The sequence below is a fragment of the Streptococcus mitis genome, from assembly GCF_022137125.1.
In the GTDB taxonomy this organism is placed as follows: Bacteria; Bacillota; Bacilli; order Lactobacillales; family Streptococcaceae; genus Streptococcus; species Streptococcus mitis_CE.
Window position 1 is genome coordinate 129,059 of sequence record NZ_JAKNEQ010000002.1, and the last position, 24,231, is coordinate 153,289.

Sequence of the window (24,231 nt, forward strand, 5' to 3'; positions counted from 1 at the left end):
ATGAGAGAATATATGAAAAATTATCAAGAATGGTATGACCACATCGCTGGTAAGATTAAAAATAATCCTCTCTTTCTGAGATTGTTAAGAGTTTTCAATCGGTTCATGACAGTAGTTATGCCTATAGTTTATCTGACCTTGTTAACCACTATCTATTTCCGAGAAGGATTTGGGAAACAGGTCTTGATGTATGTGTTTATTCCTGCATCAGGTTTTGTGATTTTGTCCTTTCTTCGTAAGAAAATCAATGCCCCTAGGCCTTATGAAGTTTGGGAAATTGTACCGCTACTAGACAGAGATAGTCCTGGTCAGTCTATGCCTAGTCGTCATGTCTTTTCAGCAACCATTATCTCCATTGCTTGCTTACACGCTAGTCTATCTGTAGGGCTTATCTTGTTGGTCTTGTCAGCCCTCCTGGGTCTAGTAAGAGTCCTAGGTGGCGTCCATTATCCCAAGGATGTCTTGGTTGGTTATATTTGTGCCCTTGTGTGGGGTTTGATTTTCTTTCTATTTTGACCTGTAAGTTAAGGCGGTCTTACAACCACTTACGTGGCTAAAGTAACCACTTGCTTTTTTGCTCTTGTTTTCTTATTTTAGCTTTGATATAGTAGAGTCAGAAAGGAGATGGAATGAAGTTACGAATCGAAATTGACAGCAATTTAGAGGAAACTGAAATTGTCATCAAGGCAGCGGCTTTGACAGATGAAATTGCGGATTTACAGCGACTCTTACAAGAGTCCAAGTCTCCTAGGTTGATTTTTTACAAGGGGACGGGTGAGTATTATCTGAACTTGTCGGAAATTCTCTTCTTTGAGACAGAAGGGAACAAGATTTATGCCCATACCCAGAAAGATGCCTACGAAGTTCGGCTTAAACTCTATGAATTAGAGGCTATCCTTCCTCGCTATTTTAGTCGGGTATCCAAGTCAACGATCGCTAATATCCGGCAGGTTTACTCGGTGGACAAGTCCTTTTCAGGAACGGGCACCATTTCCTTTTATCAGACCCACAAGGAGGTTCATGTGTCACGGCATTACCAATCCCTCCTAAAAGAAAATCTAAGAAACATGAGGTAAGAACATGAAAAAGAAAGCATTTGGTATTGTGTTGCTTATTTTGGCGGCATGGATTCTGTTTCAGGGACATTATGGTGTCCCATCCTTGGAGACTAAGTATTCTCCCTTCATCTTTATTGCTTTTCTCCTTTATAAGGCGGTAGAATCTTTGCTTAGGCATCATTGGACAAGAGCTACTTTTTTAGCATTAATAGCGTTAAATATAGTGAATCTTTTTTATAATTGGATTCAGCTATCTCCTGTTTCACTTACTTTGGCAAGTATTTTAATCGTAATGGGTGTCAGCGCACTCACTCATTCTAACAGAACTTGGAATGGGAAAAAATGGTGGTATGATGGTAAAAAGACCATTCTTACAGATAAGGAAGTTGCTTTTGGGACTGGGACTTTCTACAAGCAAAATCAAGAATTGGTAGACGACCAAGTAGAAGTTGGTTTTGGAAATGCCAAGATATATTATGACAATGCAGAGATTTTAGGAGATAGCGCAACTCTGAAAGTGGAAGTCGGTTTTGGCAATGCAGTTATCTATGTTCCCCAACATTGGCGAGTGGATTTGAAGGTGGAAACTTTCTGTGGTGTAGCCAAGGCAGATACTTCTCTAGCTCCAACCAGTAAAACTTTGATTATACGTGGAGATGTGGCTTTTGGAAAGTTGGGGATTGTCTACGTTAAATAAAAAAATCTTCCAATCCCCTTGCAAAAATGAAGAAAGTGTGATAACATAGTACGGTATGTGGTGCTAGCACATCCGCTATATTAGATCTAATAGGAGGAAAACACAATGGCTAAAGTATGTTACTTTACAGGTCGTAAGACTGTATCAGGAAACAACCGTTCACACGCGATGAACCAAACAAAACGTGCCGTAAAACCAAACCTTCAAAAAGTTACTGTTCTTATCGATGGTAAACCTAAAAAAGTTTGGGCTTCAGCTCGTGCTTTGAAATCAGGTAAAGTTGAACGCGTTTAATAATAAAAGCAAAGGAGACCTTAGGGTCTTTTTTCTTTTACTGTAGGTATAAAATCATTTGAAAAAATAGAGTAAATATCCGCTGATACAGTATTCTGCTTTTACACTTGGGCTGAAATATGATAAAATAGAGTATCAACTAGTTGAGGTAAAAAGGATGACTGTAAAAATTAATACAAAAGATGGTCAAATCGAACTAACAGATGAAGTGATTGCAACCGTCGTAGGTGGAGCAGCAACTGAGATTTTTGGTGTGGTCGGTATGGCTAGTAAAAATGCCCTCAAAGATAATTTCCAAGCCCTTCTAGGTAAGGAAAATTATTCCAAAGGTGTCGTCGTAAAGGCGGCCGAAGATGGCAGTATTGCAGTTGATGTATATACCGTGTTGAGCTACGGAACAAAGATTAGCGAAGTGTCAAAAAACATTCAAGAGCGTGTTCGATTTAGTTTGGAAAACCAACTTGGAATTACCGCTCAGACTGTAAATGTCTACATTCAAAATATCAAAGTTGTAGGAGAATAACCGTGTCAAAAATTACTACTAGCTTATTTCAAGAAATGGTGCAGGCTGCATCAACTCGTTTGAATAAGCAAGCTGAATATGTCAATTCATTAAACGTCTTTCCAGTTCCAGATGGAGATACTGGAACAAACATGGGAATGACCATTGAAAATGGTGCTAAGGAAGTTGCAGACAAACCAGCTTCTACAGTTGGAGAGGTAGCGAGCATTCTTGCCAAAGGTCTTTTGATGGGCGCGCGTGGGAACTCAGGAGTTATTACGTCTCAGCTTTTCCGTGGATTTTCACAAGCCATCAAGGATAAAGACGAGTTAACAGGTCAAGACTTGGCCCTTGCCTTCCAATCAGGTGTGGAAGTTGCCTATAAGGCAGTTATGAAACCAGTTGAAGGAACGATTTTAACAGTTTCTCGTGGGGCTGCTATCGGTGCTAAGAAAAAAGCTGAGCAAACAGATGACGCTGTTGAAGTCATGCGCGCAGCCTTGGAAGGTGCTAAAACAGCTCTAGCTAAAACACCAGACATGCTTCCAGTATTGAAAGAAGTTGGTGTTGTGGACTCAGGTGGTCAAGGATTGGTCTTTATCTACGAAGGTTTCCTTTCAGCTCTTACTGGCGAATATATTGCATCTGAGGACTTTGTAGCCACTCCTGCTAACATGAGTGAAATGATCAATGCAGAGCACCACAAGTCTGTAGCTGGTCATGTAGCGACTGAGGATATCACCTTTGGTTACTGTACTGAAATCATGGTAGCTCTTAAGCAAGGCCCAACCTATGCCAAAGATTTTGACTACGATGAATTCCGTAACTACTTGAATGAGCTTGGAGACTCTCTCCTCGTTGTTAACGATGATGAAATTGTCAAAGTCCATGTCCATACAGAAGATCCAGGACTTGTTATGCAAGAAGGTCTCAAATATGGTAGCTTGGTCAAGGTAAAAGTTGACAATATGCGTAACCAACACGAAGCACAGGTTGAAAAAGAAGCTGCTCAAGTTAGCAAGCCTGCTGAAGAAAAAGAGTATGCTTTGATTGCTGTAGTGGCTGGTAAAGGTCTAGCAGATATCTTCCGTTCTCAAGGTGTGGATTATGTTATTGAAGGCGGTCAAACTATGAACCCTTCAACTGAAGACTTTATCAAGGCTGTTGAACAGGTCAACGCTCGTAACATTATCTTCCTGCCAAACAACAAAAACATCTTCATGGCAGCTCAATCTGCAGCAGAAGTTTTGGAACAACCAGCAGTAGTGGTGGAAGCTCGTACTTTGCCACAAGGTTTGACAAGTCTTCTCGCCTTTGATCCAAGTAAGTCCATAGAAGAAAACCAAGAGCGTATGACTGCTGCTCTTAGCGATGTCGTTAGTGGAAGCGTCACAACAGCTGTGCGTGATACAACCATTGATGGCTTAGAAATCCATGAAAACGATAATCTAGGTATGGTGGATGGGAAAATCCTCGTGTCAAACCCTGATATGCACCAAACCTTGATAGAAACCTTGAAACATATGTTGGATGAAGATAGTGAAATTGTAACCTTCTATGTCGGTGAAGACGGAAGCGAAGAACTTGCCAATGAAATTGCCCAAGAAATCACAGAAGAATTCGAAGATGTTGAAGTCGAGATTCATCAAGGTCAACAACCTGTTTACCCATACCTATTCAGTGTGGAATAAGATTAATGAAGAACTGAGAAATCAGTTCTTTTTTCTTTTTTAGTAAATGAAATCGGTATCTTTTTAATAAAAACAAAAATAACATTCATAAATAAACGTTAAAATAGAAAATTCAGAAAATTTCTTCTTTTCTCTTGAAAAATTTTGAAAAAATGGTATGATAGTAACAAGTTATTTTTAAGAGAAGAGAAAGGGGAACAATGGAGAAAATCAGTTTAGAATCTCCTAAGACGGGGTCGGACCTAGTTTTGGAAACACTTCGTGATTTAGGAATTGATACCATCTTTGGTTATCCTGGTGGTGCAGTCTTGCCTTTTTATGATGCGATATATAATTTTAAAGGCATTCGCCACATTCTAGGACGCCATGAGCAAGGTTGTCTGCATGAAGCTGAAGGTTATGCCAAATCAACTGGAAAGTTGGGTGTTGCCGTCGTCACTAGCGGACCGGGAGCAACAAATGCCATTACAGGGATTGCGGATGCCATGAGCGACAGTGTTCCCCTTTTGGTCTTTACAGGACAGGTTGCGCGAGCAGGGATTGGGAAGGATGCCTTTCAGGAGGCAGACATCGTGGGAATTACCATGCCAATCACTAAGTACAATTACCAAGTTCGTGAGACGGCAGATATTCCGCGTATCATTACGGAAGCTGTCCATATCGCAACTACAGGTCGACCAGGGCCAGTCGTAATTGACCTACCTAAAGACGTATCTGCTTTGGAAACAGATTTCATTTATTCACCAGAAGTGAACCTACCAAGCTATCAGCCGACTCTTGAGCCGAATGATATGCAAATCAAGAAAATCTTGAAGCAATTATCCAAGGCTAAAAAGCCAGTCTTGCTAGCTGGTGGTGGAATTAGTTATGCTGAAGCTGCTGCAGAATTAAATGAATTTGCAGAGCGCTATCAAATTCCAGTGGTAACCAGTCTTTTGGGGCAAGGTACGATTGCAACGACTCATCCACTCTTCCTTGGAATGGGAGGTATGCACGGATCTTTCGCAGCTAATATTGCCATGACGGAAGCTGACTTTATGATTAGTATTGGTTGCCGTTTCGATGACCGCTTGACAGGAAATCCTAAGACCTTCGCTAAGAATGCCAAGGTTGCTCACATTGATATTGACCCAGCTGAGATTGGCAAGATTATCAGTGCAGATATTCCTGTAGTTGGAGATGCTAAGAAAGCCTTGCAAATGTTACTAGCAGAACCGACAGTTCATAACAATACTGAGAAATGGATTGAGAAAGTTACTAAAGACAAGAACCGTGTTCGTTCTTATGACAAGAAAGAGCGTGTGGTTCAACCGCAAGCCGTTATTGAACGCATTGGTGAATTGACGAACGGGGATGCCATTGTGGTCACAGACGTTGGTCAACACCAAATGTGGACAGCTCAGTATTATCCATACCAAAATGAGCGTCAGTTAGTGACTTCAGGCGGTTTAGGAACCATGGGATTCGGAATTCCAGCAGCAATCGGTGCTAAAATTGCTAACCCAGATAAGGAAGTAGTCTTGTTTGTTGGGGATGGTGGTTTCCAAATGACCAACCAGGAATTGGCTATTTTGAACATTTACAAGGTGCCAATCAAGGTTGTTATGCTGAACAACCACTCACTTGGAATGGTTCGCCAGTGGCAGGAATCCTTCTATGAAGGTAGAACATCAGAGTCAGTCTTTGATACCCTTCCTGATTTCCAATTGATGGCACAAGCTTATGGAATTAAAAACTATAAGTTTGACAATCCTGAGACCTTGGCCCAAGACCTTGAAGTCATCACTGAGGATGTTCCTATGCTAATCGAGGTAGATATTTCTCGTAAGGAACAGGTGTTACCAATGGTACCAGCTGGTAAGAGTAATCATGAAATGTTGGGGGTGAAGTTCCATGCGTAGAATGTTAACAGCAAAACTACAGAATAGATCAGGAGTCCTCAATCGCTTTACCGGTGTCCTGTCTCGTCGTCAGGTTAATATCGAAAGTATCTCTGTTGGAGCAACAGAAGATCCGAATGTATCGCGTATCACCATTATTATTGATGTTGCTTCACATGATGAGGTAGAGCAAATCATTAAGCAACTTAATCGTCAGATTGATGTGATTCGCATTCGAGATATTACAGACAAGCCTCATTTGGAGCGCGAGGTAATTTTGGTTAAGATGTCAGCACCAGCCGAGAAGCGCGCTGAGATTTTAGCGATTATTCAACCTTTCCGTGCAACGGTGGTAGATGTAGCGCCAAGCTCGATTACTATTCAAATGACAGGAAATGCAGAAAAGAGCGAAGCACTGTTGCGAGTCATTCGACCATACGGTATTCGCAATATTGCTCGAACGGGTGCCACTGGATTTACCCGCGATTAATAATCTTCGAAAATCTCTTCAAATCACGTCAGCTTTGCCTTGCCGTACTCAAGTACAGCCTGTAGCTAGCTTCCTAATTTGCTCTTTGATTTTCATTGAGTATAAAAATATTTTAAATTTGTTAATCCAGCCTAAAAGGCAATAAATAATAGAAAAGAGAGAAAAAACTATGGCAGTTCAAATGGAATATGAAAAAGATGTTAAAGTAGCAGCACTTGACGGTAAAAAAATCGCCGTTATCGGTTATGGTTCACAAGGACATGCGCATGCTCAAAACTTGCGTGACTCAGGTCGTGATGTCATCATCGGTGTACGTCCAGGTAAATCTTTTGACAAAGCAAAAGAAGATGGATTTGACACTTACACAGTAGCAGAAGCTACTAAATTGGCTGATGTTATCATGATTTTGGCACCAGACGAAATCCAACAAGAATTGTACGAAGCAGAAATCGCTCCAAACTTGGAAGCTGGAAACGCAGTTGGATTTGCTCATGGTTTCAACATTCACTTTGAATTTATCAAAGTACCTGCAGATGTAGATGTCTTCATGTGTGCTCCTAAAGGACCAGGACACTTGGTACGTCGTACTTATGAAGAAGGATTTGGAGTTCCAGCTCTTTACGCAGTATACCAAGATGCAACAGGAAATGCGAAAAACATTGCCATGGACTGGTGTAAAGGTGTTGGAGCAGCTCGTGTAGGTCTTCTTGAAACAACTTATAAAGAAGAAACTGAAGAAGATTTGTTTGGTGAACAAGCTGTACTTTGTGGTGGTTTGACTGCCCTTATCGAAGCAGGTTTTGAAGTCTTGACAGAAGCAGGTTACGCTCCAGAATTGGCTTACTTTGAAGTTCTTCACGAAATGAAATTGATCGTTGACTTGATCTACGAAGGTGGATTCAAGAAAATGCGTCAATCAATTTCAAACACTGCTGAGTACGGTGACTATGTATCAGGTCCACGTGTAATCACTGAGCAAGTTAAAGAAAACATGAAAGCTGTCTTGGCGGACATCCAAAATGGTAAATTTGCAAATGACTTTGTAAATGACTATAAAGCTGGACGTCCAAAATTGACTGCTTACCGTGAACAAGCAGCTAACCTTGAAATTGAAAAAGTTGGTGCAGAATTGCGTAAAGCAATGCCATTCGTTGGTAAAAACGATGATGATGCATTCAAAATCTATAACTAATTTATAGAAATTAAGGTGAAGGCGAGTTGGGGGGACCTAACTCGCTTTTATAATCAATTCATCTCTGTTTTAGAGGATGGATTGTGATAGTATGAATAGTCTAGGAGAAAAAGATGTTAAGTTCAAAAGATATCATCAAGGCTCACAAGGTCTTGAGCGGTGTGGTTGTGAATACCCCACTGGATTATGACCATTATTTATCGGAGAAGTATGGTGCTAAGATTTATTTGAAAAAGGAAAATGCTCAACGTGTTCGTTCCTTTAAAATTCGTGGTGCCTATTATGCTATTTCTCAGCTCAGCAAGGAAGAGCGTGAGCGTGGCGTAGTCTGCGCTTCTGCGGGAAATCATGCGCAGGGAGTTGCCTATACTTGTAATGAAATGAAGATTCCTGCTACCATCTTTATGCCCATTACTACTCCGCAACAAAAGATTGGTCAAGTTCGCTTTTTTGGTGGTGACTTCGTAACCATTAAACTAGTTGGAGATACCTTTGATGCTTCTGCTAAGGCAGCTCAAGAATTTACAGTTTCTGAAAATCGTACCTTTATTGATCCCTTTGATGATGCCCATGTCCAAGCAGGTCAAGGAACAGTTGCTTATGAGATTTTAGAGGAAGCTCGAAAAGAATCGATTGATTTTGATGCTGTCTTGGTTCCTGTTGGTGGTGGTGGTCTCATTGCTGGGGTTTCTACCTATATCAAGGAAACAAGTCCAGAAATTGAAGTCATTGGGGTAGAGGCTAATGGAGCACGTTCCATGAAGGCTGCCTTTGAAGCTGGTGGTCCAGTCAAACTCAAGGAAATTGACAAATTTGCAGATGGGATTGCTGTGCAAAAGGTAGGACAGTTGACCTATGAGGCAACTCGTCAACATGTTCAAACCTTAGTAGGTGTCGATGAGGGGTTGATTTCTGAAACCTTGATTGATCTCTACTCTAAGCAAGGGATTGTTGCAGAACCTGCTGGAGCGGCTAGTATCGCCTCTCTAGAGGTGTTGGCTGAATATATCAAGGGGAAAACCATTTGTTGTATCATTTCTGGAGGAAATAATGATATTAACCGTATGCCAGAAATGGAAGAGCGTGCCTTGATTTATGATGGGATCAAGCATTACTTTGTAGTCAATTTTCCACAGCGTCCAGGGGCTTTGCGTGAGTTTGTAAATGATATCCTGGGTCCAAATGATGATATCACACGTTTTGAGTATATCAAGCGAGCTAGCAAGGGCACAGGGCCTGTACTGATTGGGATTGCCTTGGCAGATAAGCATGATTATGCAGGCTTGATTCGTCGAATGGAAGGTTTTGATCCATCTTATATTAACTTAAATGGTAATGAAACACTTTATAATATGCTTGTCTGAGGACTAATAAAAAAATATCATATTATTTGCACAACTGATGTATAGGTGCTATAATGAGGATGAAGAAAGGGGGCGATTCCTATGAACTTAGGAAATCGATCACACTGTTTCTACAACAACTCATTATAGTGCCTATTGTTTTTGATTCAGTTTATATTAAGGTAATAGAATTATTTGTTATATTTAAGGAGTTTTTTTGAAATCCACCATTTTATATATGTCTAATCTAAAATTTGGCTAAATATAATAGGAATTAGAAAAAATAATCAATTCTAATGAGATGCCTTATACTGAGATGGCTGAGAAGAGTGATGGGGTACTAAAAGCAGTAGAAAATGTTGAAAGATAGGATACAATTGTTTTCTGACTACTTATCTTTTAATGATGTAGGAGAAACAAAAGGAATCTTGATAAAGTAAATAAATAGTACCAGTTTAGCAAGTGAAAAGTGCTTATACAGACAGGAAGAAAGTCGCAGAAGGAGAAGAAAAAGAATAGTTAGAAATAGTCTGGAGAGAAAGTCTTCCGCTATTAGGAATGTCCTTTTAAAGTTGGATAAATAGAATAAAGTTGAAGATAAAACCTGTCTAACCTATCAAGAACTGGTATTTGAGAATATGAATATTCTTACAAATAAAAGAGTTAATAATGCAATTATTTTAAAGGCGTTTACTAATGGTTTATAGCAAGCAAAAACCTATATATTATCGGCTTTAATAAGATAGCAATAGAAATATAATTCATTATTTTATTGAATATATGTTTTTTTATTGACAAAAGACATAAAAACGTATACAATTAAATATCGTAAAGAAGAAAATAGGAGAAGGACATGGCTAAGTCAAACTTTGAAAAAGTAGAATCAGTTGTTGGCTGGGTTCGTGATAAGAAAATCACAGGCTACCGTATCTCTAAAGAAACGAATGCGCGTGAAATGTCTATCATTGCTCTAGCGCAGGGGCGTGCAAAAGTAAAAAATATTTCGTTTGAAACGGCTCTAGGTTTAATTGATTTCTATGATAAAAATCATGAAAAATTTGAAGATTAATCTTTGGATAATGGCGGATTCTTGAATAGGGTCTGCCTTTTCATTTTGATACTCAATGAAAATCAAAGAGCAAACTAGGAAGTTAGCTGTAGGTTGCTCAAAACACTGTTTTGAGGTTGCAGATAGAGCTGACGTGGTTTGAAGAGATTTTCGAAGAGTATAAGGACAGCAAAAAGACTGCACGGTTGATGCAGCCTTTTCTTTTTATTTGAGATAGCGTTGAAGGAACTCTTTTGTTCGGTCTTCTTTAGGATTGGTGAAGAGGTCTTCTGGTTTACCTTCTTCAGCAATCACTCCCTTATCCATAAAGATAACACGGTGAGAGACATCGCGGGCGAATTCCATTTCGTGAGTTACAACAATCATGGTCAAGCCTTCCTGGGCTAAATCCTGCATGATTTTGAGGACTTCTCCAACCATTTCTGGATCGAGAGCTGATGTTGGTTCATCAAAGAGAATAGCGTCAGGATTCATGGAAAGGGCACGAGCGATGGCCACACGTTGTTTTTGACCACCTGAGAGTTGTTTTGGTTTCGCTTGCCAGTAGCGTTCTCCCATGCCGACCTTTTCTAGGTTTTCTTTGGCAATCTTTTCAGCTTCTGTACGTTCACGTTTAAGGACAGTTGTCTGAGCGACGATTGTGTTTTCAAGAACGTTTAGATTTTCAAAGAGGTTAAAGGATTGGAACACCATTCCCAATTTTTCACGGTATTGCGTGAGGTCATAGCCTTTTTCGAGGACGTTTTGTCCATGATAAAGGATTTGTCCATCAGTTGGCGTTTCAAGGAGGTTAATGGAGCGTAGGAAGGTTGATTTTCCGCTTCCAGAGCTTCCGATGATAGAGATTACCTCTCCCTTGTGGACAGTGAGTGAAATGTCTTTTAGCACTTCGTTTTGTCCATAGGATTTTTTGAGGTGTTTAATTTCAAGGATTGCTTGTGTCATTATTTCAAATCCTCCGTTTGCATTTGGTTAGCACCTGTAGTATAGGTATCCATGTCCATGCGGCGTTCGATGAAGCGTAGGATACGTGTTACGGTGAAGGTGAGGACAAAGTAAATCACGGCGATGATTGTAAATGTCTGGAAGTATTGATAGGTTTGTGTTGCCACTGTATTTCCTGAGAAATAAAGTTCGACAACAGAGATAACGTTCAATACAGATGTATCTTTGATATTGATGACAAATTCATTACCAGTTGCTGGTAGGATGTTACGGACAACCTGAGGTAGGACAATCTTACGCATGGTTTGGTTATGAGTCATACCAAGAGCAGTCGCAGCTTCAAATTGTCCCTTGTCAACTGCTAGGATACCACCACGAACGATTTCAGTCATGTAGGCACCAGTGTTGATCGAAACGATGAAGATAGCAGCAAGTGTGCGGTCAAGGTTAATACCGAAAGCTTGGGCAGTTCCATAGTAGATAACCATCGATTGAACGATCATTGGGGTACCACGGAAAATTTCAATGTAGACATTGAGAATCCAGCCGACTAGTTTTTGTAAGCCATAAATGGCCTTATTCTCAGATAGAGGAGCAGTACGGAAGACACCAATGGCAAGTCCAATAATGAGACCTGTGATGGTTCCGACGATAGAGATTAAAAGAGTGACACCAGCACCACGCAAGAGTTGTTGCCAGTTTTCAGAAAGAATTTTAGCGACTTGACTAAAGAAACTACTGCTAGTCTCTTCAGTTGTTGTAGCTTCGGCAGGTTGTTCCTTGATCATACGATCCATCAAGGCAACTTGATCGTCTTTTGAAATGGTTTCAATGCTGGCATTGATTTGGCTAATACGGTTGTCATCTTTACGAAGTCCGATGGCGATAGCTGTATCTTCTTCTCCAGTTTTGAAACCTGGTTCTACTTGAACCATCTTGAACTTAGAGTTAGCAGCTTCGGCAGTCAGAGCTTCTGGACGTTCAGAAACATAGGCATCGATGACACCAGCCTCAAGAGCTTGGCGCATTTGAGCGAAGTCTCCCATGGCAGTTTCTTTTTTAGCACCTGGGATTTGACCAATCAAGTCATAAAGATAGACACCTTGTTGAGAAGTAATTTTTGCACCGTTAAAGTCATCCAAAGATTTTGCGTTTGCATAAGTAGAATCTTTTTTGACAAGCAAAACTGGTTCGCTAGTGTAGTAACTGCTTGAAAATGCAATTTCTTGTTTGCGTTCGGCAGTAGGACTCATACCTGCGATAATCATGTCAATCTTACCAGAAGTAAGGGCAGGAACTAGACCTTCCCACTTTGTTTTAACAACCAAAGGTTCTTTACCTAAGTCCTTAGCGATTTTCTTGGCGATTTGAACATCGTATCCGTTAGCATACTGGTTAGTCTCATCGATTTTGACAGCCCCATTGCTATCATCATCCTGAGTCCAGTTAAAGGGAGCATATGCTGCTTCCATCCCGATGCGTAAATATTCATCGGCTTGGGCAACATTGACAAGTCCCAGCATCAGCAAGAGACTTGTGAAAATAGATAAGTATATTTTTCTCATGATTTCTCCTATTTCTAATCTATTAAAAAATAACTGTCTCCTATTTTATCGAAAAAAACTCTATTTTTCAACATAGGTAAGCCCTTACTTATGAAAAAATGATATAATGATAGCAAAGATAAAAAAGGGGACTTAGTTGATGAAAAAAACTTTTTTCTTGCTGTTATTTTGTTTGTTTTGTATGTTTCCACTCTCTGTTTTTGCCATTGATTTCAAGATAAACTCTTATCAAGGAGATTTGTATATTCATGCAGACAATACGGCAGAATTTAGACAGAAGATAGTTTACCAGTTTGAGGAGGACTTTAAGGGTCAAATTGTGGGACTTGGACGTGCTGGCAAGATGCCTAGCGGATTTGACATTGATCCTCATCCAAAGGTTCAGGCCGCGAAAAACGGTGCTGAACTGACAGATGTTACTAGCGAAGTGATAGAAGGAGCAGATGGTTATACTGTTAAAGTTTATAATCCAGGTCAAGAAGGCGACACAGTTGAAGTTGACCTCGTCTGGAACTTAAAGAATTTGCTTTTCCTATATGATGATATTGCTGAATTAAATTGGCAACCTTTAACAGATAGTTCAGGGACTATTGGAAAGTTTGAATTTCATGTAAGGGGAGACAAGGGGGCTGAAAAACTCTTTTTCCATACAGGGAAACTTTTTAGAGAGGGAACGATTGAAAAGAGTAACCTTGATTATACTATCCGTTTAGACAATCTTCCGGCTAAGCGTGGAGTTGAGTTACATGCCTATTGGCCTCGGACCGATTTTGCTAGCGCTAGGGATCAGGGATTGAAAGGGAATCGTTTAGAAGAGTTTAATAAGATAGAAGACTCGATTTTTAAAGAAAAAGAGCAAAGTAAACAACTCGTTACTTGGGTCTTCCCTTCGATACTTTCTATCTCCTTGTTATTGAGCGTTTGCTTCTCTTTCATCTATAGAAGAAAGACCACTCCTTCAGTCAAATATGCCAAAAATCATCGTCTCTATGAACCACCAATGGAATTAGAGCCTATGGTTTTATCAGAGGCAGTCTACTCGACCTCCTTGGAGGAAGTGAGTCCCTTGGTCAAGGGAGCAGGTAAATTTACCTTTGATCAACTTATTCAAGCTACCTTGCTAGATGTGATAGACCGTGGAAATGTCTCTATCATTTCAGAAGGAGATGCAGTTGGTTTGAGGCTAGTAAAAGAAGATGGTTTGTCAAGCTTTGAGAAAGACTGTCTAAATCTGGCTTTTTCAGGCAAAAAAGAAGAAACTCTTTCCAATTTGTTTGCGGATTACAAGGTATCTGATAGTCTTTATCGTGGAGCCAAAGCTGCTGATGAAAAACGGATTCAAGCAAGAGGGCGTCAGCTCAAATCTTCTTTTGAAGAAGTATTGAAAGAGATGCAAGAAGGGGTGAGAAATCGAGTCTCCTTCTGGGGGCTCCCAGATTATTATCGTCCTTTAACTGGTGGGGAAAAGGCCTTGCAAGTGGGTATGGGGGTCTTGACTATCTTGCCCCTATTTATCGGATTTGGTTTGTTCTTGTACAGTTTGGATGTTTATGGCTATCTTTACCTCCTCTTGCCAATACTTGGTTTTCTAGGTTTGGTTTTGGCTGTTTTCTATTATTGGAAGCTTCGTCTAGATAATCGTGATGGTGTCCTAAATGAAGCAGGGGCAGAAGTCTACTATCTCTGGACCAGTTTTGAAAATATGTTGCGTGAGATTGCACGATTGGATCAGGCTGAATTGGAAAGTATTGTAGTCTGGAATCGCCTCTTGGTCTATGCGACCTTATTTGGCTATGCGGACAAGGTCAGCCATTTGATGAAGGTTCATCAGATTCAAGTGGAAAATCCAGATATCAATCTATATGTAGCTTATGGCTGGCACAGTATGTTTTATCATTCAAGCGCGCAAATGAGCCATTATGCTAGTGTCGCAAATACAGCAAGTACCTACTCCGTATCTTCTGGAAGTGGAAGTTCTGGCGGTGGTTTCTCTGGAGGCGGAGGTGGCGGCAGTATCGGCGCCTTTTAAAGAGAGCTATCACTGGCTGAAAAAATATGCTATAATGGAAGATAGAAAAAGGAGTAATCTATGTATCTTATTGAAATTTTAAAATCTATCTTCTTCGGTATTGTTGAAGGAATTACGGAATGGTTGCCGATTTCCAGTACAGGTCACTTGATTTTAGCAGAGGAGTTTATCCAATACCAAAATCAGAATGAAGCTTTTATGTCCATGTTTAATGTCGTGATTCAGCTTGGTGCTATTTTAGCAGTCATGGTTATTTACTTTAACAAGCTCAATCCTTTCAAACCGACTAAGGACAAGCAGGAAGTTCGTAAGACTTGGAGATTGTGGTTGAAGGTCTTGGTTGCAACTTTGCCTTTACTTGCCGTCTTTAAGTTTGATGATTGGTTTGATACCCACTTCCATAACATGGTTTCTGTTGCTCTTATGTTGATTATCTATGGGATTGCCTTTATCTATTTGGAAAAGCGAAACAAAGCGCGTGCTATCGAGCCAAGTGTAACAGAGTTGGACAAGCTTCCTTATACGACAGCTTTCTATATCGGACTCTTCCAAGTTCTTGCCCTTTTACCAGGAACCAGTCGTTCTGGTGCAACGATTGTCGGTGGTTTGTTGAATGGAACCAGTCGTTCAGTTGTGACAGAATTTACCTTCTATCTTGGAATTCCTGTTATGTTTGGAGCTAGTGCCTTAAAGATTTTCAAATTTGTGAAAGCAGGACAGCTCTTGAGTTTTGGGCAATTGTTCTTGCTCTTGGTTGCGATGGGAGTAGCCTTTGCAGTCAGCATGGTCGCTATTCGTTTCTTGACAAGCTATGTAAAAAAACACGACTTTACCCTTTTTGGTAAATACCGTATCGTGCTTGGTAGTGTCTTACTACTTTACAGCTTTGTCCGTTTATTTGTATAAGAAAAACCTTGAAGGGGCAACTCTTCAAGGTTTTATACTCTTCGAAAATCTCTTCAAACTGCATCAGCTCTATCTGCAACCTCAAAACAGTGTTTTGAGCAGCCTGCGGCTAGCTTTCTAGTTTGCTCTTTGATTTTCATTGAGCTTTAAAATCCAGTTACGGTAATCCCCAGCAGGCGGACGCCTTTTTCTTTCTCGTCCAACTCTTCATAGAGTTGCAGGGCTATTTGGCTGATCTGACTAGCATCCTGCGTTTTTTGATCCAGACTTTTTCGTTTAGTCAGAGTTGAAAAGTCTTCGTAGCGGATTTTCAGAATGACAATTTTTCCAGCTTTTTCTTGTTGACTGAGATTGAGAGCGACTCTTTCTGATAGGAGAGTCAGCTCTTTTTTGATGTCTTCCTCAGCACGTAGAATCTTCCCATAGGTTTTCTCCTTCCCGATTGATTTACGGATACGATTGGATTTGACTGGGGAATTGTGGATGCCACGAGCCTTTCGATAAAGGTCATAGCCCAGCCTGCCAAAACGGTCTATTAGGGTTACCTCAGGGACTTCAAGCAAATCAGCGCCGGTAAAAACGCCCATTTGATGAAGACGTTCTACCGTCTTTTTTCCTACTCCATGAAACTTGGAAATATCCATTTGTTTGAGAAAGTCCTCAGCCTGGTCAGGTAGAATCACTGTCAGACCATGTGGTTTTTGATAATCACTAGCCATTTTAGCTAAGAATTTGTTGTAGGAAACGCCAGCAGAAGCAGTTAGATGGAGTTCTTGCCAAATATCCTCTTGAATGAGGCGAGCGATTTTGACTGCTGACTTGATACCGAGTTTATTTTCTGTCACATCCAAATATGCTTCATCAATGCTCATGGGTTCTATTAAATCTGTATAACGCTTAAAGATAGCTCGAATCTGGAGTCCCACGACTTTGTATTTTTCATAATTTCCTGAGATAAAGACGGCCTGAGGACAACGTTCATAGGCTTCTTTGGAACTCATGGCTGAATGGACACCAAAAGCTCGCGCCTCATAGCTACAAGTGGAAACGACACCACGCCCACCTGTTTGTCGAGGGTCGCTACCGATAATGACAGGTTTTCCTCTGAGTTTAGGATTATCTCTGATTTCGACCGCAGCAAAAAAGGCATCCATGTCAATATGGATGATTTTTCTTGACAAATCATTTAATAAAGGAAAAATCAACATGTCTGGTCCCCTTTTTACTGCTTATTTTCTTTTATTATACCCTTTTTTCTGAAAAAAAGAAAAAAGGCTTTAATTTTTTCAAAAATATAATACAGTTTGGGATAAAATATAGACTGTTTTAGAAAAGAAAGTGTAAAAATAGGGATTTATCACTTGTTGAAATCGGTTACTGTATGGTATACTTGTCTCATGAATGTAACAGATGGATGTTACTAGAAAGAAAAAAGAGGACATTAACATGGTTGTTAAGACAGTTGTTGAAGCACAAGATATTTTTGACAAAGCTTGGGAAGGCTTCAAAGGCGTAGATTGGAAAGAAAAAGCAAGTGTGTCACGCTTTGTACAAGCTAACTACACACCTTATGACGGAGACGAAAGCTTCCTTGCAGGACCAACAGAACGTTCACTTCACATCAAAAAAATTGTAGAAGAAACTAAGGCTCACTACGAAGAAACTCGTTTCCCAATGGACACTCGTCCAACTTCTATCGCTGATATCCCTGCAGGATTTATCGATAAAGAAAACGAAGTTATCTTTGGTATCCAAAATGACGAACTCTTCAAATTGAACTTCATGCCAAAAGGTGGTATCCGTATGGCTGAAACCACTTTGAAAGAAAATGGATACGAACCAGACCCAGCTGTTCACGAAATCTTCACTAAATACGTAACAACAGTTAACGACGGTATCTTCCGCGCTTACACTTCAAACATTCGTCGCGCTCGTCACGCTCACACTGTAACTGGTCTTCCAGATGCATACTCACGCGGACGTATTATCGGTGTTTACGCACGTCTTGCTCTTTACGGTGCAGACTACTTGATGCAAGAAAAAGTAAACGACTGGAATGCAATTGAAGAAATCGATGAAGAAACAATCCGTCTTCGTGAAGAAATCAACCTTCAATACCAAGCATTGCAACAAGTTGTTCGCTTGGGTGACCTTTACGGAGTTGATGTTCGCAAACCAGCGATGAACGTTAAAGAAGCAATCCAATGGGTTAATATCGCCTTCATGTCTGTCTGCCGTGTTATCAACGGTGCTGCTACATCTCTAGGTCGTGTACCAATCGTATTGGACATTTTTGCAGAACGTGACCTGGCTCGTGGTACATTTACTGAATCAGAAATCCAAGAATTCGTTGATGATTTCGTTATGAAACTTCGTACAGTTAAATTTGCTCGTACTAAAGCTTATGACCAATTGTACTCAGGTGACCCAACTTTCATCACAACTTCTATGGCTGGTATGGGTAACGACGGTCGTCACCGTGTTACTAAGATGGACTACCGTTTCTTGAACACTCTTGACAACATCGGTAACTCACCAGAACCAAACTTGACAGTTCTTTGGACTGACAAATTGCCATACAACTTCCGTCGCTACTGTATGCACATGAGCCACAAACACTCTTCTATCCAATACGAAGGTGTAACAACAATGGCTAAAGACGGATATGGTGAAATGAGCTGTATCTCATGCTGTGTGTCTCCACTTGACCCAGAAAATGAAGAACAACGCCACAACATCCAGTACTTCGGTGCTCGTGTAAACGTATTGAAAGCCCTTCTTACTGGTTTGAACGGTGGTTACGACGATGTTCACAAAGACTACAAAGTATTTGACATCGAACCAATCCGTGACGAAGTTCTTGAATTTGAATCAGTTAAAGCTAACTTTGAAAAATCTCTTGACTGGTTGACTGACACTTACGTAGATGCTTTGAACATCATCCACTACATGACTGATAAGTACAACTACGAAGCTGTTCAAATGGCCTTCTTGCCAACTAAACAACGTGCGAACATGGGATTCGGTATCTGTGGATTTGCTAACACTGTTGATACATTGTCAGCTATCAAATACGCTACAGTTAAACCAATCCGTGACGAAAATGGCTACATCTACGATTACGAAACAATCGGTGAATACCCACGTTGGGGTGAAGATGACCCACGTTCAAACGAATTGGCAGAATGGTTGATCGAAGCTTACACAACTCGTCTACGTAGCCACAAACTTTACAAAGACGCAGAAGCTACAGTATCACTTTTGACAATCACATCTAATGTTGCTTACTCTAAACAAACTGGTAACTCACCAGTCCACAAAGGTGTATACCTCAACGAAGATGGTTCTGTCAACTTGTCTAAACTTGAATTCTTCTCACCAGGTGCTAACCCATCTAACAAAGCTAAAGGTGGATGGTTGCAAAACTTGAACTCACTTTCTAGCCTTGACTTTAGTTACGCAGCTGATGGTATCTCATTGACTACACAAGTTTCACCTCGCGCGCTTGGTAAGACTCGTGACGAACAAGTTGATAACTTGGTAACAATCCTTGATGGTTACTTCGAAAACGGTGGACAACACGTTAACTTGAACGTTATGGACTTGAACGATGTTTACGAAAAGATCATGTCAGGTGAAGACGTTATCGTACGTATCTCTGGATACTGTGTAAACACTAAATACCTCACTCCAGAACAAAAAACTGAATTGACACAACGTGTCTTCCACGAAGTTCTTTCAATGGATGATGCATTGAGCTAATCAATTAACTTGAATAAGGAAAAGGAACCCTCGGTCAAACGACTGAGGGTTATTTTTTGGACTATTAAATTCCTTAAGTCAGGTATTGAAATGTCTGACCGGGATTCAAAGATACTTGTTGAGTTGCGGGAGGTATTTGATATTCAATGAAAATCAAAGAGCAAACTAGGAAGCTAGCCGCAGGTTGCTCAAAGCACCGCTTTGAGGTTGTAGATAAGACTGACAAAGTCAGTCACACATATACGGCAAGGCGAAGCTGACGTGGTATTTTTATTTTCGAAGAGTATGAAAATAAAAATACCACACTTTGTAGGTTTACAAGGTGTGGTTGTATTTTATCTCTTAGACCAAGTTCTCTTCATAAAGAGAAGTAGGATTGGATAAATCTCCAAGCGCCCTGCAATCATTGCAAAGGAGAGGAGAATTTTTGAGATAGGACTAAAGATTGAGAAACTAGAAGTGGTTCCTAGAATAGGTCCGATATTATTGAAACAGCTAAAGACAGCACTGGTAACGACTAGAAAATCATTGCTATCTAGGCTGATAATAAAGATAAGGGATAGCAAAATCATAGAATAGATGACAAAGTACTTGAGAATCTTATGCTGGGTATCTTTGTCAATCACCGTTTTATTAACATGGAGGGTCAAAACACGGTGGGGCGATAGGATTGACAAAATTTGGTTTTTAGCAATTTTTGAAAGGATGAGGCCTCGAATAACCTTGAGTCCACCTGCGGTTGAGCCAGCAGAACCACCGATTCCCATGAGGAAGAGAAGGATAAATTGGGAGAAGAGGGGCCAGTTGGTAATATCCCCGTAACCAAAACCAGTCGTCGTAATGATATTGGAAACTTGGAAGAAGGCCATTTCAAAACTCTTTGAAAATCCTGGATAGAGATAGAGAGTATTGAGGCTAATCAAGCCTGTAGAAAGCAGAACAATTACCAAGTAAGCTCGGAGTTCTTCATCTCCAAAGAAGGCCTTGACGCGACGGAGCATGAGGTAGTAGTAGAGATTGAAATTTACCCCAAAAACCAAAACTCCGATACTAACCAGATAGGTAATCAGTGAGCTACCATAGTGGGCAATTCCATCGTTATAGACGGTAAATCCTCCGGTACCCGCTGTCCCCATAGCAATGACAAAACTATCAAATAGGGGCATGCCGGCTAGATAATAGATGATGACAAAGAGGGAAAAGAGAGCAAGGTAGAGGAGATAGAGAATCTGGGCAGTATTTTTGAGTTTGGATACAACCTTGCCAAAAACAGGGCCAGGAACCTCAGCTTTCATCACTTCTAGGTGGCTATTCTTGGCATTGTCCATAATAGCAAGTGCAAAAACAAGCACTCCCATCCCTCCAATCAAGTGGGTAAAACTTCGCCAGAAGAGGAGGGAACGACTGAGAACCGAAACGTCGTTCAGAATAGTTGCTCCAGTAGTTGTAAAGCCAGAACTGATTTCAAAAAAGGCATCGATAACGCTGGGAATTTGCTTAGCAAAAACAAAGGGGAGACCGCCAAAGAAGGACCAAAGGATCCAACAGAGGGCAACAATCAAGACTCCCTCCTTGGCATAAATCCGTTGATTTTTGGGCTTTTGTAAAATTCCTGAACCGCCTAGTAATACGAGAATCCCTATTGTTGAAAAGAGGGCCGTAAAGACTTGGCTCGATTCACGGTAATAGACAGCGACAGACACAGGAACCAAAAGAAGAACAGCTTCAATCAAAAGTAATTTTGAAAGGAGGTAACGAATCATACTTTTATTCATTTCTTACCTCGCGATCAAGTCATAAATCTTGGTGATGTTTGGCAACAAGGTTGTTACTAGGAGCTTGTCTCCAACTTCCAACATATCCTCCCCAGTAGGGAAAATAGTCTTGCCCTTTCGAATGATGGCTGCTATAAGAACCCCTTTTTTTAGTTTTAGTTGAGAAAGAGGTTTGGAAGTCATTTTATTAGCTTCCTTGATATGAAATTGCAGGGTTTCGATTTGGCCATTGGCTAGATGGTGCATGGCCTGAAGGTCTGAATACTGGGCATTAACCCGACCACGAATAAAGTGCATAATCGTATCTACAGCGATGCTTTTAGGTGTGATGATACTTGAAAAATCAGGCGCATTGATAATTTCGAGGAGACTGGTACGATTGACCTTGGTGATATTTTTTTGTACACCTACCCTGTCAAGGAACATAGAGGTAATCAGATTTTCCTCATCAACCCCTGTTAGAGTCGCAACGGCATCATAGTTTTGAGCACTTTCTTCCAGCAGGATATCTTTTGCGGTACCATCTCCTTGAACGATGTAGAGGTTTGGGAATTTCTCGCTAAAGAAGCTAGCGATTTCAGGATTGATTTCAATAACCTTGGTATCAATACGACTGTCTTTTAGGATACCTAGTAGATAATAGGCGATTCTACCAGCTCCAACAATAAGAAGGCTCTTCACGGCACGAGATTTAAAATAATTATGGAAGAGCATCATATCAACACGGTTACCAGTGACAAAGATTCTATCTTTATCCTGTATGGTCATGTCACCGCTTGGAATGATAATTTGATGATCCCTCTCTATAGCGCAGACAATAACATTGCCAAATTTTTTACGAAAATCAGAAATGGGCATTTGGCAAAGACCGCTGGAAGATTTAACAGTGAATTCCATGAGGCTAACGCGTCCACCAAAGAAACGTTCGACAGAGAGGGCGTTGGGGAAGTCAATGATATTCGCGATAGCGCGGGCAGCCAGGAGCTCAGGGTTAACGATAAGAGAAAAACCGAGAATATTCTTTTCCTTGAAATAAGAGTTAGAATATTCAGGGTTCCGCACCCGAACGATGGTCTCTTTAGCTCCCATTTTTTTGGCTAGAACGGCTGCAATCATGTTCACTTCATCGTATTCAGTCAGGGCGATAAAGATATCACAATCCTGGACACTGGCTTGCTCAAGGATGGTAAAATCGGCCCCGTTACCAAGGATACCCATGATATCAAAGCGATTAACAATATGATTGAGAACAGCTTCGTCTTGCTCAATCAGCAAAACATCATGCTTTTCTGCAACCAAGGAGCGACAGAGGGCAGAACCAACTTTTCCCCCTCCGACAAGGATAATTTTCATAATAAAACCTACTTTTTCATGATGTAACTATCATACCTTTTTTCAAGAAAAAATGCACCTACTAGCTAATAACAAGAGCTTTTAGTAGGAAATTTGCTATAAGGTAAAACTATACCCTAATCAATTGAAATAGCTATTAGCGACTTTCTCTGAAATATGGTATGATAAAGGATATACAAGGAGATAAAATGAATAATAATTTACTGGTATTACAATCAGACTTTGGTCTGGTTGATGGTGCGGTATCGGCTATGATTGGAGTGGCTTTAGAAGAGTCTCCCACCTTAAAAATTCATCACTTGACGCACGATATCACGCCTTATAATATTTTTGAGGGGAGCTATCGTCTCTTTCAGACGGTGGATTACTGGCCTGAGGGAACGACATTTGTATCGGTGGTCGATCCAGGTGTCGGCTCGAAACGTAAGAGTGTGGTTGCCAAGACTGCAAAAAATCAATATATTGTCACGCCAGACAATGGGACTCTTTCTTTTATCAAGAAACACGTTGGCATTGTAGCTATTCGTGAGATTTCTGAAGTGGCCAATAGACGTCAAAATACAGAGCATTCTTATACCTTCCACGGTCGTGATGTCTATGCCTATACTGGTGCTAAACTAGCCAGTGGTCACATTAGTTTTGAGGAAGTGGGGCCAGAGCTCAGTGTGGATCAGATTGTAGAGCTTCCAGTCGTAGAGACAATCATAGAAGATCATCTGGTGAAGGGAGCTATTGATATTCTGGATGTGCGTTTTGGTTCGCTTTGGACCTCTATCACGCGAGAAGAATTTTACAAGCTGGAACCAGCATTCGGTGACCGTTTTGAAGTGACTATCTATCACGCTGATATGCTGGTCTATCAAAATCAGGTTGTTTATGGCAAATCATTTGCAGATGTGAGAATTGGGCAACCCATCCTTTACATCAACTCTCTCTATCGTTTAGGTCTGGCTATCAACCAAGGTTCCTTTGCCAAGGCCTATAATGTGGGTGTCGGTTCATCTTGGACCATTGAAATAAAGAAAATAGAATCATAAAATAGGAGAATATAGATGAAAAATCAATCAATTAAACAAGTTGTTGCTATCGGTGTTGGAGCTGCGCTCTTTGTTGTCATCGGGATGATCAGTATTCCAACGCCTGTTCCAAATACAAGCATCCAGCTTCAGTATGCGGTACAGAGCCTCTTGTCTATTATTTTTGGCCCTCTAGTGGGACTACTTGTTGGTTTAATTGGGCATGCAGTGAAGGACTCTCTTGCTGGCTACGGTCTATGGTGGACTTGGATTATTGCTAGTGGTCTCTTTGGTCTAGCCGTCGGACTCTTTAGAAAATACATTCGAGTAACACAGGGTGTTTTTGAGTTGAAGGATATTGTCTTCTTTAACCTCATTCAGATTGTTGCAAATGCTCTTGTTTGGGGTGTCTTGGCACCACTTGGAGATGTTGTGATTTATCAAGAAGCGGCAGAAAAAGTATTTGCCCAAGGGATTGTTGCGGGAATTGCAAATGCTGTAACTGTAGCTATCGCAGGTACCCTTCTCTTGCTAGCTTATTCACGTACGCAGACTCGTTCAGGAAGTTTGAAAAAGGATTAACATAAGAGAAAAGGCTGGACAACCAGTCTTTTTCGATGTTTATTGATTAGTTAGGCAAGCAAGCTATGATAGGAATCTTGTT

21 protein-coding genes are annotated in these 24,231 nt (G+C 40.7%); 16 read left to right on the top strand and 5 right to left on the bottom strand.

What is annotated here, in order from left to right; genetic code table 11:
- Positions 1-12 precede the first annotated feature (12 nt).
- From L0P31_RS02605 to L0P31_RS02655, 11 genes are all read left to right on the top strand, one after another.
- Positions 13-516, top strand: coding sequence for a phosphatase PAP2 family protein (locus L0P31_RS02605; protein ID WP_023946711.1), 504 nt, complete (start codon positions 13-15; stop codon positions 514-516).
- Positions 517-629: 113 nt separating this feature from the next.
- Positions 630-1,076, top strand: coding sequence for a LytTR family DNA-binding domain-containing protein (locus L0P31_RS02610; RefSeq protein WP_238095621.1), 447 nt, complete (start codon positions 630-632; stop codon positions 1,074-1,076).
- 4 nt (positions 1,077-1,080) lie between these two features.
- Complete coding sequence (locus tag L0P31_RS02615) at positions 1,081-1,755, top strand: LiaF domain-containing protein (RefSeq protein WP_238095622.1); 675 nt, start codon at positions 1,081-1,083, stop codon at positions 1,753-1,755.
- Between the two features lie 105 nt (positions 1,756-1,860).
- On the top strand, positions 1,861-2,049 hold the full coding sequence (rpmB, locus tag L0P31_RS02620) for a 50S ribosomal protein L28 (protein ID WP_001140948.1): 189 nt from the start codon (positions 1,861-1,863) through the stop codon (positions 2,047-2,049).
- 157 nt (positions 2,050-2,206) lie between these two features.
- The gene (locus L0P31_RS02625) at positions 2,207-2,572 is read left to right on the top strand and encodes an Asp23/Gls24 family envelope stress response protein (RefSeq protein WP_000216437.1); all 366 of its coding nucleotides are present in this window, start codon (positions 2,207-2,209) and stop codon (positions 2,570-2,572) included.
- A gap of 2 nt (positions 2,573-2,574) precedes the next feature.
- Positions 2,575-4,242, top strand: coding sequence for a DAK2 domain-containing protein (locus L0P31_RS02630; protein ID WP_070528646.1), 1,668 nt, complete (start codon positions 2,575-2,577; stop codon positions 4,240-4,242).
- Between the two features lie 200 nt (positions 4,243-4,442).
- Entirely contained in the window at positions 4,443-6,143 is a 1,701-nt protein-coding gene (locus tag L0P31_RS02635; protein ID WP_049539216.1) for an acetolactate synthase large subunit, read from the top strand.
- Positions 6,136-6,612: an acetolactate synthase small subunit gene (gene ilvN / locus L0P31_RS02640; protein WP_001253803.1), complete on the top strand. Its 477-nt coding sequence runs from the start codon at positions 6,136-6,138 to the stop codon at positions 6,610-6,612. The genes L0P31_RS02635 and ilvN overlap by 8 nt, the downstream gene beginning before the upstream one ends.
- A 169-nt stretch (positions 6,613-6,781) precedes the next feature.
- The gene (gene ilvC, locus L0P31_RS02645; protein ID WP_000290683.1) at positions 6,782-7,804 is read left to right on the top strand and encodes a ketol-acid reductoisomerase; all 1,023 of its coding nucleotides are present in this window, start codon (positions 6,782-6,784) and stop codon (positions 7,802-7,804) included.
- Positions 7,805-7,917: 113 nt separating this feature from the next.
- Positions 7,918-9,168, top strand: a complete 1,251-nt coding sequence (ilvA, locus tag L0P31_RS02650) for a threonine ammonia-lyase IlvA (protein ID WP_070528650.1) — start codon at positions 7,918-7,920, stop codon at positions 9,166-9,168.
- 832 nt (positions 9,169-10,000) lie between these two features.
- Complete coding sequence (locus tag L0P31_RS02655) at positions 10,001-10,216, top strand: capsule biosynthesis transcriptional regulator (RefSeq protein ID WP_001130035.1); 216 nt, start codon at positions 10,001-10,003, stop codon at positions 10,214-10,216.
- Positions 10,217-10,420: 204 nt separating this feature from the next.
- Here the strand turns inward: L0P31_RS02655 and L0P31_RS02660 are convergent, their stop codons facing one another.
- Together L0P31_RS02660 and L0P31_RS02665 are read right to left on the bottom strand one after the other, a co-directional pair.
- The gene (locus tag L0P31_RS02660) at positions 10,421-11,161 is read right to left on the bottom strand and encodes an amino acid ABC transporter ATP-binding protein (RefSeq protein ID WP_000189477.1); all 741 of its coding nucleotides are present in this window, start codon (positions 11,159-11,161) and stop codon (positions 10,421-10,423) included.
- On the bottom strand, positions 11,161-12,726 hold the full coding sequence (locus L0P31_RS02665; RefSeq protein WP_238095623.1) for an ABC transporter substrate-binding protein/permease: 1,566 nt from the start codon (positions 12,724-12,726) through the stop codon (positions 11,161-11,163). The genes L0P31_RS02660 and L0P31_RS02665 overlap by 1 nt, the downstream gene beginning before the upstream one ends.
- Before the next feature lie 139 nt (positions 12,727-12,865).
- On the opposite strand from L0P31_RS02665, the gene L0P31_RS02670 reads away from it, so the two are divergent.
- Both L0P31_RS02670 and L0P31_RS02675 read left to right on the top strand, forming a co-directional pair.
- A complete protein-coding gene (locus L0P31_RS02670) occupies positions 12,866-14,755 on the top strand; it encodes a DUF2207 domain-containing protein (protein ID WP_238095624.1) in 1,890 nt (629 codons plus the stop codon).
- Positions 14,756-14,815: 60 nt separating this feature from the next.
- Complete coding sequence (locus tag L0P31_RS02675; protein WP_203175561.1) at positions 14,816-15,661, top strand: undecaprenyl-diphosphate phosphatase; 846 nt, start codon at positions 14,816-14,818, stop codon at positions 15,659-15,661.
- 146 nt (positions 15,662-15,807) lie between these two features.
- Here L0P31_RS02675 and dinB read toward each other — a convergent pair whose 3' ends face one another.
- Positions 15,808-16,869, bottom strand: coding sequence for a DNA polymerase IV (gene dinB, locus L0P31_RS02680; protein ID WP_238095626.1), 1,062 nt, complete (start codon positions 16,867-16,869; stop codon positions 15,808-15,810).
- Between the two features lie 238 nt (positions 16,870-17,107).
- Here dinB and pflB point away from each other — a divergent pair, with 238 nt between their 5' ends.
- Positions 17,108-19,423, top strand: a complete 2,316-nt coding sequence (gene pflB, locus L0P31_RS02685) for a formate C-acetyltransferase (RefSeq protein ID WP_049532477.1) — start codon at positions 17,108-17,110, stop codon at positions 19,421-19,423.
- Positions 19,424-19,758: 335 nt separating this feature from the next.
- Here the strand turns inward: pflB and L0P31_RS02690 are convergent, their stop codons facing one another.
- Together L0P31_RS02690 and trkA are read right to left on the bottom strand one after the other, a co-directional pair.
- On the bottom strand, positions 19,759-21,198 hold the full coding sequence (locus L0P31_RS02690; protein ID WP_238095628.1) for a TrkH family potassium uptake protein: 1,440 nt from the start codon (positions 21,196-21,198) through the stop codon (positions 19,759-19,761).
- 3 nt (positions 21,199-21,201) lie between these two features.
- Positions 21,202-22,551 carry a Trk system potassium transporter TrkA gene (gene trkA, locus L0P31_RS02695; protein WP_024056705.1) on the bottom strand — a complete coding sequence of 450 codons (1,350 nt, stop codon included), beginning with the start codon at positions 22,549-22,551 and terminating at the stop codon, positions 21,202-21,204.
- Positions 22,552-22,739: 188 nt separating this feature from the next.
- Here trkA and L0P31_RS02700 point away from each other — a divergent pair, with 188 nt between their 5' ends.
- Positions 22,740-23,588 (top strand): SAM hydrolase/SAM-dependent halogenase family protein, encoded by an 849-nt coding sequence (locus tag L0P31_RS02700; RefSeq protein WP_001063590.1) that lies wholly within the window; start codon positions 22,740-22,742, stop codon positions 23,586-23,588.
- Positions 23,589-23,603: 15 nt separating this feature from the next.
- Entirely contained in the window at positions 23,604-24,149 is a 546-nt protein-coding gene (locus L0P31_RS02705; RefSeq protein ID WP_033689391.1) for an ECF-type riboflavin transporter substrate-binding protein, read from the top strand.
- Positions 24,150-24,231: the final 82 nt, after the last annotated feature.